At 70.0% G+C, this 15603-nt stretch carries 15 protein-coding genes; all 15 read left to right on the top strand.

Going from position 1 to position 15603, the window contains the following annotated elements; all coding sequences use genetic code 11:
- Positions 1 to 98: 98 nt before the first annotated feature.
- The 15 genes from rho (at position 99) to ACSU6L_RS12090 (ending at position 15561) form a co-directional block, all read left to right on the top strand.
- Positions 99 to 2084: a transcription termination factor Rho gene (rho, locus tag ACSU6L_RS12160; protein WP_437056265.1), complete on the top strand. Its 1986-nt coding sequence runs from the start codon at positions 99 to 101 to the stop codon at positions 2082 to 2084.
- A gap of 181 nt (positions 2085 to 2265) precedes the next feature.
- On the top strand, positions 2266 to 4080 hold the full coding sequence (locus ACSU6L_RS12155; RefSeq protein WP_437056263.1) for a trypsin-like serine protease: 1815 nt from the start codon (positions 2266 to 2268) through the stop codon (positions 4078 to 4080).
- A gap of 222 nt (positions 4081 to 4302) precedes the next feature.
- Complete coding sequence (locus ACSU6L_RS12150) at positions 4303 to 5436, top strand: LCP family protein (RefSeq protein ID WP_437056261.1); 1134 nt, start codon at positions 4303 to 4305, stop codon at positions 5434 to 5436.
- A gap of 163 nt (positions 5437 to 5599) precedes the next feature.
- A complete protein-coding gene (rpmE, locus tag ACSU6L_RS12145; RefSeq protein ID WP_030944953.1) occupies positions 5600 to 5824 on the top strand; it encodes a 50S ribosomal protein L31 in 225 nt (74 codons plus the stop codon).
- 108 nt (positions 5825 to 5932) lie between these two features.
- Positions 5933 to 7000 (top strand): peptide chain release factor 1, encoded by a 1068-nt coding sequence (gene prfA, locus ACSU6L_RS12140; protein WP_437056259.1) that lies wholly within the window; start codon positions 5933 to 5935, stop codon positions 6998 to 7000.
- A 32-nt stretch (positions 7001 to 7032) separates the two neighbouring features.
- Complete coding sequence (gene prmC, locus ACSU6L_RS12135) at positions 7033 to 7878, top strand: peptide chain release factor N(5)-glutamine methyltransferase (protein WP_365508272.1); 846 nt, start codon at positions 7033 to 7035, stop codon at positions 7876 to 7878.
- 52 nt (positions 7879 to 7930) lie between these two features.
- Complete coding sequence (locus tag ACSU6L_RS12130; RefSeq protein ID WP_073940943.1) at positions 7931 to 8578, top strand: L-threonylcarbamoyladenylate synthase; 648 nt, start codon at positions 7931 to 7933, stop codon at positions 8576 to 8578.
- A gap of 52 nt (positions 8579 to 8630) precedes the next feature.
- Complete coding sequence (locus ACSU6L_RS12125; RefSeq protein ID WP_073940944.1) at positions 8631 to 9278, top strand: protein-tyrosine-phosphatase; 648 nt, start codon at positions 8631 to 8633, stop codon at positions 9276 to 9278.
- 131 nt (positions 9279 to 9409) lie between these two features.
- Positions 9410 to 10648, top strand: a complete 1239-nt coding sequence (gene glyA, locus ACSU6L_RS12120) for a serine hydroxymethyltransferase (RefSeq protein WP_437056256.1) — start codon at positions 9410 to 9412, stop codon at positions 10646 to 10648.
- Positions 10649 to 10777: 129 nt separating this feature from the next.
- The gene (locus ACSU6L_RS12115; protein WP_437056254.1) at positions 10778 to 12082 is read left to right on the top strand and encodes an MraY family glycosyltransferase; all 1305 of its coding nucleotides are present in this window, start codon (positions 10778 to 10780) and stop codon (positions 12080 to 12082) included.
- A gap of 286 nt (positions 12083 to 12368) precedes the next feature.
- A complete protein-coding gene (locus tag ACSU6L_RS12110) occupies positions 12369 to 12806 on the top strand; it encodes a hypothetical protein (protein ID WP_437056252.1) in 438 nt (145 codons plus the stop codon).
- Between the two features lie 225 nt (positions 12807 to 13031).
- A complete protein-coding gene (gene atpB / locus ACSU6L_RS12105) occupies positions 13032 to 13859 on the top strand; it encodes a F0F1 ATP synthase subunit A (RefSeq protein ID WP_073940948.1) in 828 nt (275 codons plus the stop codon).
- A gap of 75 nt (positions 13860 to 13934) precedes the next feature.
- A complete protein-coding gene (atpE, locus tag ACSU6L_RS12100) occupies positions 13935 to 14165 on the top strand; it encodes an ATP synthase F0 subunit C (protein ID WP_009321656.1) in 231 nt (76 codons plus the stop codon).
- A 41-nt stretch (positions 14166 to 14206) separates the two neighbouring features.
- Positions 14207 to 14749, top strand: a complete 543-nt coding sequence (locus ACSU6L_RS12095) for a F0F1 ATP synthase subunit B (protein ID WP_073940949.1) — start codon at positions 14207 to 14209, stop codon at positions 14747 to 14749.
- On the top strand, positions 14746 to 15561 hold the full coding sequence (locus ACSU6L_RS12090) for a F0F1 ATP synthase subunit delta (RefSeq protein ID WP_437056249.1): 816 nt from the start codon (positions 14746 to 14748) through the stop codon (positions 15559 to 15561). The genes ACSU6L_RS12095 and ACSU6L_RS12090 overlap by 4 nt, the downstream gene beginning before the upstream one ends.
- The last annotated feature ends 42 nt before the right edge of the window (positions 15562 to 15603 follow it).

Below are 15603 nucleotides of genomic sequence, written 5' to 3'. Positions count from 1 at the left end.
CCGCCCCGGCACGGTTCACACAGCAAGGACCGAAGCCGGACAGCACAACCGGTCGCCGAGCCAGACAGGCCGACGTCCGCTCCAGGGAAGGACCCTTCGTGAGCGACACCACCGATCTGATGGGCGCACGTGTCGAGGAGACCGCTGCCGCGCCCGCCACGGACGCCTCCGCGCCTGCCACCGGTGCCGGCTCCCGGCGGCGCCGCGGTACCGGCCTCGAGGGCATGGTGCTGGCCGAGCTGCAGCAGGTCGCATCCGGCCTCGGCATCAGGGGCACCGCGCGGATGCGCAAGAGCCAGCTGATCGAGGTCATCAAGGAGGCGCAGGCCGCCGGGGGAGCCCCCGCCAAGGCCGAGACCGCCACCGAGACCAAGCCCAAGCGCCGCGCCACCTCCAAGGCCCGTACGGGTGAGGAATCCGCCGCCGCGAAGAAGGCGGACAAGTCCGAGGCCCCGGCCGAGAAGGCCGTGGCCCAGCAGCAGATCGAGATTCCCGGTCAGCCTGCGAGCGAGGACGCTCCCGCCGAGCGCCGTCGCCGCCGTGCCACCGCCGAGGCCGGCGCGCCCGCGGCCGCCGCGCCCGAGACGGTCGCCGCCGAGGCGAAGAGCGAGCCGAAGGCCGAGACGCCCGCGCAGCAGCAGCCGCAGCAGGGCGAGGCCAAGGGTGACGCCGGTGACGGCGCCGAGGGCCGCCGTCGCGACCGCCGTGAGCGCGGCCGGGACCGTGACCGTGACCGCCGCAAGGGCGACGACCAGCAGGGCCAGGGCGGCCAGCGGCAGCAGCAGAGCCAGCAGCAGGGCCGCCAGGACCGCGACCGGCAGCAGCGGGCCGATGAGGACGGGGACGACTTCGACGGCGGCCGCCGTGGCCGTCGCGGCCGCTACCGCGACCGCCGTGGCCGTCGCGGGCGCGACGACGTGCAGGAGCCGCAGATCGCCGAGGACGACGTCCTGATCCCGGTCGCGGGCATCCTGGACATCCTCGACAACTACGCCTTCATCCGTACGTCGGGCTACCTGCCGGGTCCGAACGACGTGTACGTCTCCCTCGCCCAGGTCCGCAAGAACGGCCTGCGCAAGGGTGACCACATCACCGGCGCGGTCCGCCAGCCGAAGGAAGGCGAGCGGCGCGAGAAGTTCAACGCGCTGGTCCGCCTGGACTCCGTCAACGGCATGGCGCCCGAACACGGCCGTGGGCGGCCGGAGTTCAACAAGCTGACGCCGCTGTACCCGCAGGACCGGCTCCGTCTGGAGACCGACCCGGGCGTGCTGACCACGCGGATCATCGACCTCGTGTCGCCGATCGGCAAGGGCCAGCGCGGTCTGATCGTGGCCCCGCCGAAGACCGGCAAGACCATGATCATGCAGGCGATCGCCAACGCGATCACCCACAACAACCCCGAGTGCCACCTGATGGTCGTCCTCGTCGACGAGCGTCCGGAAGAGGTCACCGACATGCAGCGGTCGGTCAAGGGCGAGGTCATCTCCTCGACCTTCGACCGTCCGGCCGAGGACCACACCACGGTCGCCGAGCTGGCCATCGAGCGCGCCAAGCGCCTGGTGGAGCTGGGTCACGACGTGGTCGTGCTGCTCGACTCGATCACGCGTCTGGGCCGTGCGTACAACCTCGCCGCGCCCGCCTCCGGCCGCATCCTGTCCGGTGGTGTCGACTCGACCGCCCTGTACCCGCCGAAGCGCTTCTTCGGTGCGGCCCGCAACATCGAGGACGGCGGTTCGCTGACCATCCTCGCCACCGCCCTGGTGGACACCGGGTCCCGCATGGACGAGGTGATCTTCGAGGAGTTCAAGGGCACCGGCAACATGGAGCTCAAGCTCGACCGCAAGCTCGCGGACAAGCGGATCTTCCCGGCGGTGGACGTGGACGCGTCCGGTACCCGTAAGGAGGAGATCCTGCTCGGGGCCGAGGAGCTGGGCATCGTCTGGAAGCTGCGGCGGGTGCTGCACGCGCTCGACCAGCAGCAGGCGATCGAGCTGCTGCTCGACAAGATGAAGCAGACGAAGTCGAACGTCGAGTTCCTGATGCAGATCCAGAAGACGACGCCCGCGCCGGGGAACGGCGACTAGTCGCCGTTGACCGTACAGGTCGTTCTCGGCTGCGGGTGAGCTGTGGCTTGTCGCGCAGTTCCCCGCGCCCCTCAGAGGCCGGTCCTCGTCACGTCAGTGACGAGGACCGGCCTTTTGGCGCTGAGGAGAACGGGCGTATCCGCTCGCCCCTTCTCACTCCTGCACCTCTGGGGGGACTCTCTTGTCCACGACCTCGTCCCGGTCCGGCCGTCACAGACGCCGCATACGTATCGCCCTGCCCGTCTCCGCGGCCGGTGTCGCCGCCGCTGTCGCCGCGGCGCTGCTGACCGGGTCCGCGGACGCGGCCACGCCGTTGCCGCAGCCCGCCTTCAAGCCCGCCGTGAGTTCGGCTTCCGCCGCGGAGCTGGAGCGGCGGCTCGTCACCGCGATCGCCGGGGACGAAGCGGCCGGCGAGGCGCCGCGAAGGTCGTCGTACAGCGCCGGGACCGGTGAGGCGACCGTCGACGCGAAGATCATCGGCGGTACCACCACGACCATCACCTCGGCCCCGTGGATGGCCCAGCTCTGGTACGGCGACGACAAGGGCACCGCCGACAAGAGCGACGACGTCGGCTTCTTCTGCGGTGGCGCGGTCGTCGCGCCGACGAAGATCCTCACCGCCGCGCACTGCGTCGCCGGATACGACTGGAACGGCCACGGCTCGGTCATCACGGGCACCGCGCAGCTGCCGGCCGTCGACGACCAGGGCTACATCACCGACCTGCACGGCGGCAGCCTCAGCGGCGTCTGGCGGCAGTGGCACCTGCCGTCGTACGACTCGACGACCATCGACGGCGACATCGCGGTCCTGACCCTGCCCTACGCGGTCAAGGCGACGCCGATCCGGATGACGACGTCCGGGGACACCGCCTCGTACGCGGCCGGGACCAGCGCCAAGGTCTACGGCTGGGGCCGGACCAGCTCCACCAGCGACGACCTCTCCGAGACGCTGAAGACGGCCACGCTGCCCGTGCAGTCCGACACCACCTGCGCGGCCGCCTACGGCACGGACTTCGTCAAGGGCCACATGGTCTGCGCGGGCCAGCCCGCCTCCGGCAGCGACAGCGGCACCACCAGCGCCTGCAACGGCGACTCCGGCGGCCCGCTGGTCGTGAACAACCGGATCGTCGGCATCGTCTCGTGGGGCGTGCAGGACTGCGTCGCCCAGGGCGCGTACAGCGTCTTCACCAAGGTCAGCTCCTACGTCGGCGCCGCCTACCCGCGCCTCGACGACACCAACATCAGCGGCGACCACAAGGCCGACCTGTGGGTGCGCAACGCGTCCACCGCGACCGGCTACTCCAAGGACTCCAAGGGGAGTTCCTTCGCGGCCCGCGAGTCGTGGGGCGACTGGTCCGGTGTGAACCTCGTCCTGCAGACGGACCTGGACCGTGACGGCTACCAGGACCTCGTGTACCGCCGCAGCAGCGACGGCGACGTCTTCTGGTCCCACTACGTGCGCAGCAGCAACTCCTGGACGACCACGCGGCTCGCCGACAACTGGAAGACCCGCACCCGCATCGTCACCCCGGGCGACGTCACCGGCGACTACGTCCCCGATCTGCTCTCGGTCGACTCGGCCGGCGTGCTGTGGATCTACCCCGGCAAGGGCGACGGCTCCTTCGCGACCCGCGTGCAGGTCGGATCGGGCTGGAACCAGTACAACTCCGTGCGCGGCCACGGCGACTTCACCGGCGACGGCAAGACCGACCTGATCGCCCGCAGCAAGACCGGCAGCTACGTGTACCTCTACAAGGGCACCGGCAAGGCCGGCACCGGCGCCTTCGCCGGCCGGATCAAGGTGCGCACCTGGAGCGACTACAACGCCTTCGACGCGGTCGGCGACATCAGCGGCGACGGCAGGGCCGACTTCCTGGCCCGTACGCCCGGCGGCACGCTCTACCTCTACAAGGGCACCGGAAAGGCCACGAGCGAGATCTTCGCCACAAGGATCTCCGTCGGGACCGACTTCAAGCAGTACGACATCTTCGGCTGAGTCACCCCGAAACCGCAGGTGAGCGCGGTGACCCGCCGCTCACGACCGCTACGCACCGTGCCCGTCCGCGCCCCGGGCGGGCACAGTGCGTCATGCAACCCTGTGCCGACTTCCCCCGTCTGACCCCACGGGACGACGATGGAGCGGTGCCGGGACGTCGGGCACGACCGCGTCCGACCGCCACCGCAGGGGGTAACCGACCGGACGAGAGCCGAGGAGCCCATGTCTGCCGAGAGCACGCCGGAGCCCGGCATACCGGGCGAGCCCGGCACGAACGGCCCGAGCCGACGAGGCAAGGGCCGGCGCCGCAAGCCCCGGGCCGCACACCGCAAGGGGCTGATGATCACGGCCTGGACCGCGGCGGGCATCGTCGTCCTCGGCGGCACCGGCGTCGGGTACGTCTACTTCAAGCTCAACGGCGACCTCAAGAGCGTCGACATCGACCAGGCCCTCGGCACCGACCGCCCCGAGAAGGCCGACAACGGCTCGCAGAACATCCTGGTCCTCGGCTCGGACACCCGCTCCGGCAGCAACAAGGAGCTCGGCGGCGGCGCCGACGACGGCACCGCCCGCTCCGACACCGCGATGATCGTGCACGTCTACGAGGGCCATCGGAAGGCGAGCGTGGTCTCCGTCCCGCGCGACACCCTCATCGACCGCCCCGCCTGCACCGACACCGACGGCGGCAGCCACCCCGCCGCCTCCGGCGTGATGTTCAACTCCGCCTACTCCACCGGCGGCGCGGCCTGCGCGGTGAAGACCGTGGAATCGCTGACCGGCATCCGCATGGACCACTACCTGGAGGTCGACTTCAGCGGCTTCCAGGAGCTCATCGACGAGCTGGGCGGCGTCGAGGTCACCACCACCCAGGACATCGAGGACCCCGACAGCCACCTCGACCTGACGGCCGGCACCCACCGGCTCACCGGCGAGCAGGCCCTCGGCCTGGTCCGCACCCGGCACGGCGTCGGCGACGGCTCCGACCTCGGCCGCATCCAGCTCCAGCAGGCGTTCCTCAAGGCCCTGCTCGACCAGGTCAAGGACATCGACCTCTTCGGCAACCCGAAGAGGCTCTACGACCTCGCCGACACCGCGACCGACACCGTGACCACCGACTCCGACCTGGGCTCGGTGAACTCCCTGCTGTCCTTCGCGAACGGCCTCAAGGGCATCGGCGCCTCCGACATGACCATGATCACCATGCCGGTCGTCTACGACCCCGCCGATCCCAACCGGGTCCTGCTGGAGGAGGCCAAGGCCCAGCAGGTCTGGACGGCCCTGAAGAACGACAGACCGATCCCGAAGTCGGCCACGAAGGGCACGGCGACAGGCGAAGCCAAGGGCGTGGTGAGCTAGCCGGGGGGCGCGGCGACCCGCGGGCGGCCCGCGGGGAATAGACGACCGGTACCCCCGGTTTTGGGAGAAGGCGCCAGTCCTGGCAAACTGGTACGTCGGCCCCGGTTCACGCTTCCGCATCCCGCGGCGGCGACCCGGTGCCCTCCCGAAACTAGGAGACACCTTGAAGCGCGACATCCACCCCGAGTACGTCGAGACGCAGGTCAGCTGCACCTGCGGCGCGTCGTTCACCACCCGTAGCACCATCGCGTCCGGCACCATCCGGGCCGAGGTCTGCTCCGAGTGCCACCCGTTCTACACGGGCAAGCAGAAGATCCTCGACACCGGTGGCCGTGTGGCCCGCTTCGAGGCCCGCTTCGGCAAGGCTGCCGCCGGCTCCAAGAAGTAGCGAGCCCCTTTTCGCCGGTCCACGGTCACGCCCCTTCCCCGGGCGTGCCGGGACCGGCGTTTTTGGTCGCCGCCCACTTCACCCCCGTTCAGCACACAGGAGCCAGAGATGTTCGAGGCCGTCGAGGAGCTCGTCGTCGAGCACGCCGACCTGGAGAAGAAGCTCGCGGACCCGTCGGTCCACGCCGACCAGGCCAACGCGCGCAAGCTCAACAAGCGGTACGCCGAGCTGACCCCGATCGTCGCCACGTACCGCTCCTGGAAGCAGTCCGGCGACGACATCGAGACCGCCCGTGAGCTCGCCGCCGACGATCCCGACTTCGCCGCCGAGGTCAAGGAGCTGGAGCAGCAGCGCGAGGAGCTGACCGAGAAGCTCCGCTTCCTGCTCATCCCGCGCGACCCCAGCGACGACAAGGACGTGATCCTGGAGATCAAGGCGGGCGCGGGCGGCGACGAGTCCGCCCTGTTCGCCGGCGATCTGCTGCGCATGTACCTGCGCTACGCCGAGCGTGTCGGCTGGAAGACCGAGATCATCGACGCCACCGAGTCCGAGCTGGGCGGCTACAAGGACGTCCAGGTCGCCGTGAAGGCCCGTGGTCAGATCGAGCCCGGCCAGGGCGTCTGGGCCCGGCTGAAGTACGAGGGCGGCGTGCACCGCGTGCAGCGCGTGCCGGCGACCGAGTCGCAGGGCCGCATCCACACCTCCGCGGCCGGTGTGCTGGTCACGCCCGAGGCCGAGGAGGTCGACGTCGAGATCAACCCGAACGACCTGCGGATCGACGTCTACCGGTCCTCCGGCCCCGGCGGCCAGTCCGTCAACACCACCGACTCCGCGGTGCGCATCACGCACATTCCGACCGGAGTCGTCGCCTCCTGCCAGAACGAGAAGAGCCAGCTGCAGAACAAGGAGCAGGCACTGCGTATCCTGCGCTCCAGGCTGCTCGCCATGGCGCAGGAGGAGGCGGAGAGGGAGGCCGCCGACGCCCGCCGCAGCCAGGTCCGCACCGTCGACCGCTCCGAGAAGATCCGTACGTACAACTTCCCGGAGAATCGGATCTCGGACCACCGCGTCGGCTTCAAGGCGTACAACCTTGACCAGGTCCTGGACGGCGAACTGGACGCGGTGATCCAGGCCTGCGTCGACGCGGACTCGGCCGCCAAGCTCGCAGCCGCGTAAGGCACGTACGAGTACCCACACGGAGGACGAGCGTGAACCTGCTGCTCGCGGAGGTGGCCCAGGCCACCCAGCGGCTGGCCGACGCCGGCGTGCCCTCGCCGCGCACCGACGCGGAGGAACTCGCCGCGTTCGTGCACGGCGTGAAGCGGGGCGAGTTGCACTCCGTGAAGGACGCCGACTTCGACGCCCGCTACTGGGAGGTCGTCGCGCGCCGGGAACAGCGTGAGCCGCTCCAGCACATCACCGGCCGCGCCTTCTTCCGCTACCTGGAACTCCAGGTCGGGCCCGGCGTGTTCGTGCCGCGGCCCGAGACCGAGTCGGTCGTCGGGTGGGCCATAGACGCGGTGCGCGCCATGGACGTCGTGGAGCCCTGCATCGTCGACCTGTGCACCGGCTCCGGCGCGATCGCGCTCGCCCTCGCCCAGGAGGTGCCGCGCTCCAGGGTGCACGCCGTGGAGCTGTCCGAGGACGCCCTGGTGTGGACCCGCAAGAACATGGAGGGCTCCCGCGTCGACCTGCGGCAGGGCGACGCGCTGACCGCCTTCCCCGACCTGGACGGCCAGGTCGACCTGGTCATCTCCAACCCGCCGTACATCCCGCTCACCGAGTGGGAGTACGTCGCCCCGGAGGCCCGCGACTACGACCCGGAACTCGCCCTGTTCTCCGGCGAGGACGGCCTCGACCTGATCCGCGGCCTGGAACGCACCGCGCACCGGCTGCTGCGCCCCGGCGGTGTCGTCGTGATCGAGCACGCCGACACCCAGGGCGGCCAGGTGCCGTGGATCTTCACCGAGGAACGCGGGTGGGCCGACGCGGCCGACCACCCCGACCTCAACAAACGCCCACGCTTCGCCACCGCCCGCAAGGCGCTGCCGTGAGCACCACCCCCACTCTTTCTCTCAGGCACGTGTACGAGGAGGCCCGCTAGATATGGCACGGCGATACGACACCAACGACGCGACCGACCGCGTGACCGGTCTGCGTGAGGCCGCGTCCGCCGTCCGCCGTGGCGAGCTGGTGGTCCTCCCCACCGACACCGTGTACGGCATCGGCGCCGACGCCTTCGCCAAGGAGGCGGTCGGCGACCTGCTGGAGGCCAAGGGCCGGGGCCGCAACATGCCCACCCCCGTGCTCATCGGCTCCCCGAACACCCTGCACGGCCTCGTCACGGACTTCTCCGAGCTGGCCTGGGAGCTGGTCGACGCGTTCTGGCCGGGCGCGCTCACTCTGGTCGCCAAGCACCAGCCGTCCCTGCAGTGGGACCTGGGCGACACCCGCGGCACCGTCGCCGTGCGCATGCCGCTGCACCCGGTCGCCATCGAGCTGCTGACCGAGGTCGGCCCGATGGCCGTGTCGTCGGCGAACCTCACCGGCCACCCGGCGCCGGAGGACTGCGACGCCGCCCAGCAGATGCTCGGCGACTCCGTCTCCGTCTACCTGGACGGCGGTCCGACGCCCGGCAACGTGCCGTCCTCGATCGTCGACGTCACCCGCGAGGTGCCGCTGCTGCTGCGCGAGGGAGCGCTGTCGGCGGACGAGCTGCGGAAGGTCGTACCCGACCTCGAGGTGGCGAATTGACAGCCCCCGAATCCCCCGGGCTCCCGGCGGCGCTCGCGCAGGGGGGACCCCCATGCGTGGCATAGGCAGCGCGGAGGAGACGACGACCTTCGGCTTCCCGAGGGACACCTTCCGCATCCTCCACGTCAGCACCGGCAATGTCTGCCGCTCGCCGATCACCGAGCGGCTGACCCGGCATTTCGTGTCGCAGCGGCTCGGTGTGCTGGGCGGCGGGCTGATCGTGGAGAGCGCGGGCACCTGGGGCCACGAGGGCGCGCCGATGGAGGCGAACGCGGAGACCGTGCTGGCCGACTTCGGCGCGGACGCCTCCGGCTTCGTCGGCCGGGAGCTGCTGGACGAGCACGTCATCCGGGCCGACCTGGTGCTGACGGCCACCCGTGACCACCGCGCCCAGGTCATCTCCATGGGCCACTCGGCGGGTCTGCGCACCTTCACCCTCAAGGAGTTCACCCGCCTGGTCCGCGCCATAGACCCCGCGACCCTGCCGCCGCTGGAGGACGGTGTGGTCATGCGGGCCCGTGCCCTGGTCCGGGCGGCCGCCGCCCTGCGGGGCTGGCTGCTGGCGCCGACGGCGGAGGCGGACGAGGTGTACGACCCGTACGGGGCACCCCTGACGTTCTTCCGTTCGATCGGGGACGAGATACACGAGGCACTCGATCCGGTGGTGACGGCGCTGACCGGCGTACCCGCGCGGATGTAGTCGCGGGGCGGCGCAGGGGCCCCGGGCCTACATTGGACGTACGTCAGCACGGCGAGTGAGCCGAAGGGGCGCGCACCGGCTACGGCGCCCCGGAGGCGGACCGAGCCGAAATCGCGTCCCCGGAGCCCACCATGACGGTCGCCCACGCCCCCGAGACCGATGTCCTGCGCGCTCAGGACCCCGAGCTGGCCGAACTGCTGCTGGGGGAGCTGGAGAGGCAGTCGACGACCCTCCAGCTGATCGCCGCCGAGAACTTCACCTCGCCCGCCGTGCTGGCCGCCCTCGGCTCACCGCTCGCCAACAAGTACGCGGAGGGGTATCCGGGAGCCCGCCACCACGGCGGCTGCGAGATCGTCGACGTCGCCGAGCGGATCGCGGTGGACCGGGCCAAGGCCCTGTTCGGGGCCGAGCACGCCAACGTGCAGCCGCATTCCGGTTCCTCCGCCGTGCTCGCCGCGTACGCGGCCCTGCTGCGGCCCGGCGACACCGTGCTCGCCCTCGGCCTGCCGTACGGCGGCCACCTCACGCACGGCTCGCCCGCGAACTTCTCCGGCCGCTGGTTCGACTTCGTCGGGTACGGCGTCGACGGGGAGACAGGGCTCGTCGACTACGAGCAGGTGCGGGCACTGGCCCGCAGCCATCGCCCCAAGGCGATCGTGTGCGGCTCCATCGCGTACCCGCGCCACCTCGACTACGCGCTCTTCCGCGAGATCGCCGACGAGGTCGGCGCCTACCTCATCGCCGACGCCGCGCACCCCATCGGGCTGGTCGCCGGGGGAGCGGCGCCGAATCCGGTGCCGTACGCCGACGTCGTGTGCGCCACCACCCACAAGGTGCTGCGCGGTCCGCGCGGCGGGATGATCCTGTGCGGCGCCGAGCTGGCGGAGCGCGTCGACCGGGCCGTCTTCCCGTTCACCCAGGGCGGCGCCCAGATGCACACCATCGCCGCGAAGGCGGTCGCGTTCGGCGAGGCGGCAACCGACGCGTTCACCTTGTACGCCCATCAGGTGGTCGCCAACGCGAGGGTGCTCGCGGACGTGCTGGCCGCCGAGGGCCTGGCGGTCACCACCGGCGGCACCGACACCCATCTGATCACCGCCGACCCGTCCCCGCTCGGCGTCGACGGCCGCGCCGCCCGGGGCCTGCTCGCCGCCGCCGGGCTGATCCTGGACTGCTGCGCCCTGCCGCACGGCGATGTGCGCGGGCTGCGCCTGGGCACGGCCGCGGTGACCACGCAGGGGATGGGGCAGGCGGAGATGCGGCGGATCGGCGTCCTGCTCGCGACCGTGCTGCGGGAGCCGGCGCGGACGAAGGCGGTGCGTGCCGAGGTGCGGGAGCTGACCGGCGGATTTCCGCCGTATCCCGGCTGAGCGGGGGTAGGCGCACTTCGGTGCACAGCCACTCGTGCAACCATCGTCGCTACCCGTAAGTCCCCACACATATGCGTGCCTCGCTAGGGTGTGGGGCTGTGATGGCCAGCGAGACCTGTGGGGAAGCCCGTGCGTGAATACCTGCTGACGCTCTGCATCACGGCCGCGGTGACGTATCTGCTGACAGGGCCGGTACGCAAGTTCGCGATCGTGGCGGGGGCGATGCCGGAGATCCGGGCCCGGGACGTGCACCGGGAACCGACTCCGCGGCTCGGCGGTATCGCGATGTTCTTCGGGCTGTGCGCGGGTCTGCTGGTCGCCGACCACCTGACGAACCTCAACCAGGTCTTCGAGAAGTCCAACGAGCCCCGCGCGCTGCTCTCCGGCGCCGCGCTGATCTGGCTGATCGGCGTGCTCGACGACAAGTTCGAGATCGACGCCCTGATCAAGCTGGGCGGCCAGATGATCGCCGCCGGCGTGATGGTCATGCAGGGTCTGACCATCCTGTGGCTGCCGGTGCCGGGCGTCGGCACGGTCGCGCTCACCCAGTGGCAGGGCACGCTCCTGACCGTCGCCCTGGTCGTCATCACCATCAACGCGGTCAACTTCGTCGACGGTCTGGACGGCCTCGCGGCCGGCATGGTGTGCATCGCGTCCGCCGCGTTCTTCATGTACGCCTACCGCATCTGGTACTCGTACGGCATCGAGGCCGCCGCCCCGGCCACCCTGTTCTCGGCGATCCTGATGGGCATGTGCCTGGGCTTCCTGCCGCACAACATGCACCCCGCGCGGATCTTCATGGGCGACTCCGGCTCGATGCTGATCGGCCTGGTGCTGGCGGCCGGCGCGATCTCCGTCACCGGGCAGGTCGACCCGGACGTGATGAACCTGTTCTCCGGGTCCGAGCGCAACACCGTGCACCAGACGGTGCCCGTCTACATCCCGCTGCTGCTGCCGCTGACCATCATCGCGATCCCGGCCGCCGACCTGATCCTGGCGATCGTGCGCCGCACCTGGCGCGGCCAGTCGCCGTTCGCCGCGGACCGCGGGCATCTGCACCACCGGCTGCTGGAGATCGGGCACTCGCACAGCCGCGCGGTGCTGATCATGTACTTCTGGTCGGCGCTGATCGCCTTCGGCGCGCTGACGTACTCCGTGAACAGTGCGTCCATGTGGATCGTGCTGGGTGTCGTGGTACTGAGCGCGATCGGCCTCGTGCTGCTGTTGCTGCCGCGCTTCACGCCGCGTGCCCCGGTCTGGGCCGAGCGGTTCGTGCCGCCGCGCTACCGGCGCCGCAAGGCCGTGCCGGACGCCGCGCAGCCGGCCGTCGAGGAGGTCCCGGCGCACGAGGAGCCGCGCACTCCGGTGGCCGCCGGGGTGTCCGGTGTCAACGGGGCGACCGCCGTAGGCCCCCGTTCGCGGCTCTCAAGGTAAGAATCTGACTAAAGCATTGCCAAGCCGTGGGGGAACGAAGCACCCCAATACCAGACAAGTGGGCGCGGTTTTTGCACAGACGTGCAGCGTCACTCTCATGTGTGACAGCCAGCACACCCACCAGGTAAAGACCTCATCAAATAGTTTGTGATACCGTTCACGAGAACCCCGGATGGAGCCGAAGGACCGTAGTGCGACGGTTCATTGGCGTGAGGTTCTCTCTCACCCCGGGACTACGCTCGTCCATGACGACACCCCTGCCCCCTTTGAAAGCGGAGTTGCCGCCATGCCGTCCAACGACGTCCGGATCCTGGCCCAGGCCGCTGTGCCCACAGCCGCCGTCGGCGCTGCAGCCGCCGTCGTCAGCGGAGTGGTTGCCGGCGGCAAGGGGGCTGTCGGCTCCGTCGTGGCCGCCCTGGTGACGATCCTCTTCATGGGCCTCGGCCTGTACGTGCTCCAGCGCACTGCCAAATCGCTTCCGCACCTGTTCCAGGCGATGGGCCTGATGCTCTACGCGGCTCAAATTCTGCTGCTTTTCATCTTCCTCGCCGCATTCAGGCACACATCGCTGTTCCACCCGCGGGCATTCGCGTTCACGCTCATCGCGACCACCCTCGTGTGGATCGGCTCGCAGACGGTCGCGCACATGAAGTCCAAGATCCTTTACGTCGAACCCGAGTCCTCCGAGGGCGGCAAGCCCACGAAGACGGGCCCGTCGTCGTGAGGGGTAGGGCCGGGATAAAGACGCGTTCGACAAGCTGCTATCGTCCGGTGCCAACTGCGGCACTGCGGGCGCGGGCATCCGAGCTGACGCCTGTTCCATCGCGAGGCTCGAAGCCGAACCGCCGCCCCCACATCAGAAACACCAGTCCAGTGCCGAACAGCGGCTGCGCGCCGCGCCGACACAACGAGGTTGCCGTACCTATGCGCCACGCTGAAGGAGCCCGCGGTGAGTGCTGACCCGACGCAGGTGCTCGCTTTCGAGACCGACTGCCACATCTTCGACGGTTGTGGCTTCGCCGAGGTATCTCCCGGCCTGCACTCGTTCCTGTTCCAGCCTCTCTGGGGCGATGGCGACAGCAATCTGTACTTCAACAAGACGATGCTGCTCGCGCTGCTCGGCTCGGTCATCATCATCGGCTTCTTCTGGGCCGCATTCCGTCGCCCGAAGGTCGTCCCCGGCAAGCTCCAGATGGTCGCCGAGGCGGGCTACGACTTCATCCGGCGCGGCGTCGTCTACGAGACGATCGGCAAGAAGGAGGGCGAGAAGTACGTCCCGCTCGTCGTCTCGCTGTTCTTCTTCATCTGGATGATGAACCTCTGGTCGATCATCCCGGTCGCCCAGTTCCCGGTCACGTCGATCATCGCGTACCCGGCAGTGCTGGCGCTGATCGTCTACATCACGTGGGTGTCCCTCACCTTCAAGCGGCACGGCTTCGTCGGCTTCTTCAAGAACGTCACCGGCTACGACAAGTCGCTCGGCCCGGTGCTGCCGCTGTCGATGGCCATCGAGTTCTTCTCGAACATCCTGATCCGGCCGTTCACCCACGCGGTGCGACTCTTCGCGAACATGTTCGCCGGTCACACCCTGCTGCTGCTCTTCACGATCGCCAGCTGGTACCTGCTGAACGGCGTCGGCATCGCCTACGCGGGCGTCTCGTTCGTCATGGTCCTCGTCATGACCGCCTTCGAGCTGTTCGTCCAGGCCCTGCAGGCGTACGTCTTCGTCCTGCTGACCTGCACCTACATTCAGGGCGCTCTCGCCGAGCACCACTGATCAGACGCTTTCCCGACCCCCCAATTCGTCCGGTGGCCAACCCCCACCGGTCCGTAAAGAAAAGGAAGAACTGGCATGTCCCAGACCCTTGCTGCTGTCGAAGGCTCCCTCGGCTCCATCGGTTACGGCCTCGCCGCGATCGGCCCGGGCGTCGGCGTCGGCATCATCTTCGGTAACGGCACCCAGGCTCTCGCCCGCCAGCCCGAGGCGGCCGGCCTGATCCGCGCCAACCAGATCCTCGGCTTCGCCTTCTGTGAGGCGCTGGCCCTGATCGGTCTGGTCATGCCGTTCGTCTACGGCTACTGATCAGCGACACCAGTCCAGCCGACTAGACGAAAGGCACTCACATGAGCCAGCTGCTCATCGCGGCGAGCGAGGGAGAGAACCCCCTCGTCCCGCCGATCCCTGAGCTTGTCATCGGCCTGCTCGCCTTCGTCATCGTCTTCGGCTTCCTCGCCAAGAAGCTCCTCCCGAACATCAACAAGGTTCTGGAAGAGCGCCGCGAGGCCATCGAGGGCGGTATCGAGAAGGCCGAGGCCGCGCAGACCGAGGCCCAGAGCGTCCTCGAGCAGTACAAGGCCCAGCTCGCCGAGGCCCGGCACGAGGCCGCGCGCCTGCGCCAGGAGGCGCAGGAGCAGGGTGCCACGCTCATCGCCGAGATGCGGGCCGAGGGCCAGCGGCAGCGCGAGGAGATCGTCGCCGCCGGTCACGCCCAGATCGAGGCCGACCGCAAGGCCGCCGCGTCCGCGCTGCGCCAGGACGTCGGCAAGCTGGCCACCGAGCTGGCCGGCAAGCTCGTCGGCGAGTCCCTCGAGGACCACGCCCGCCAGAGCCGTGTCATCGACCGGTTCCTCGACGAGCTCGAGGAGAAGGCCGAGGCCGGGCGATGAACGGAGCGAGCCGCGAGGCCCTGGCAGCCACCCGAGAGCGTCTCGACGCGCTGACGGACGCCACGTCCGTCGACGCGGCGCGGCTCGCCGACGAGCTGGCCGCCGTCACCGCGCTGCTCGACCGCGAGGTGTCGCTGCGTCGGGTCTTCACCGACCCGGCGCAGGCCGGTGAGGCCAAGGCCGATCTGGTCCAGCGGCTGCTCGGCGGCCAGGTCGGCGGCGAGACCGCGGACCTGCTGTCCGGCATGGTGCGCTCCCGCTGGTCGCAGTCCCGCGACCTGGTGGACGCCCTGGAGGAGCTGGCGGACACCGCCGACCTCACCGCCGCTCAGAAGGCGGGCACGCTCGACAACGTCGAGGACGAGCTGTTCCGGTTCGCCCGGATCGTCTCCTCGAACACCGAGCTGCGCGCCGCGCTGACCGACCGCAAGGCCACCGTCTCGGCCAAGGGCGAGCTGCTGCGCAGCCTGCTCGGCGGCCGTGCCGACGCCACCACCGTGCGTCTGGTGACGCGCCTTGTGACCGCGCCGCGGGGACGTAGCCTGGAAGCGGGACTGGAGTCCCTGTCCAAGCTCGCCGCCGACCGCCGGGACCGCATGGTCGCCGTCGTCACCTCGGCGGTGCCGCTGAGCGACCCGCAGAAGCAGCGCCTGGGCGCCGCCCTCGCGAAGCTCTACGGCCGCAAGATGCACCTCAACCTCGACGTGGACCCCGAGGTCCTCGGCGGGATCCGGGTGCAGGTCGGCGACGAGGTCATCAACGGCTCCGTCGCGGACCGCATCGGCGACGCGGAGCGCCGGCTCGCCGGCTGACGCGACGCGACGGCCGCGGCAACTGAACACGCAGTACGTACT

Origin of the sequence: Streptomyces sp. enrichment culture, from assembly GCF_964272855.1 — a bacterium.
Classification (GTDB): domain Bacteria; phylum Actinomycetota; class Actinomycetes; order Streptomycetales; family Streptomycetaceae; genus Streptomyces.
The sequence above is the reverse complement of the archived record's forward strand: the minus strand, read 5'-3'. Positions and strand labels throughout refer to the sequence as shown.

What these genes read in the sequence shown, in the direction of transcription:
- prfA (WP_437056259.1), top strand. Translation starts at nt 5,933, where the DNA reads ATGTTCGAGGCCGTCGAGGAGCTCGTCGTCGAGCACGCCGACCTGGAG.
- ACSU6L_RS12130 (WP_073940943.1), top strand. Translation starts at nt 7,931, where the DNA reads ATGGCACGGCGATACGACACCAACGACGCGACCGACCGCGTGACCGGT.
- ACSU6L_RS12110 (WP_437056252.1), top strand. Translation starts at nt 12,369, where the DNA reads ATGCCGTCCAACGACGTCCGGATCCTGGCCCAGGCCGCTGTGCCCACA.
- ACSU6L_RS12090 (WP_437056249.1), top strand. Translation starts at nt 14,746, where the DNA reads ATGAACGGAGCGAGCCGCGAGGCCCTGGCAGCCACCCGAGAGCGTCTC.
- glyA (WP_437056256.1), top strand. Translation starts at nt 9,410, where the DNA reads ATGACGGTCGCCCACGCCCCCGAGACCGATGTCCTGCGCGCTCAGGAC.
- ACSU6L_RS12150 (WP_437056261.1), top strand. Translation starts at nt 4,303, where the DNA reads ATGTCTGCCGAGAGCACGCCGGAGCCCGGCATACCGGGCGAGCCCGGC.
- ACSU6L_RS12125 (WP_073940944.1), top strand. Translation starts at nt 8,631, where the DNA reads ATGCGTGGCATAGGCAGCGCGGAGGAGACGACGACCTTCGGCTTCCCG.
- atpE (WP_009321656.1), top strand. Translation starts at nt 13,935, where the DNA reads ATGTCCCAGACCCTTGCTGCTGTCGAAGGCTCCCTCGGCTCCATCGGT.
- ACSU6L_RS12095 (WP_073940949.1), top strand. Translation starts at nt 14,207, where the DNA reads ATGAGCCAGCTGCTCATCGCGGCGAGCGAGGGAGAGAACCCCCTCGTC.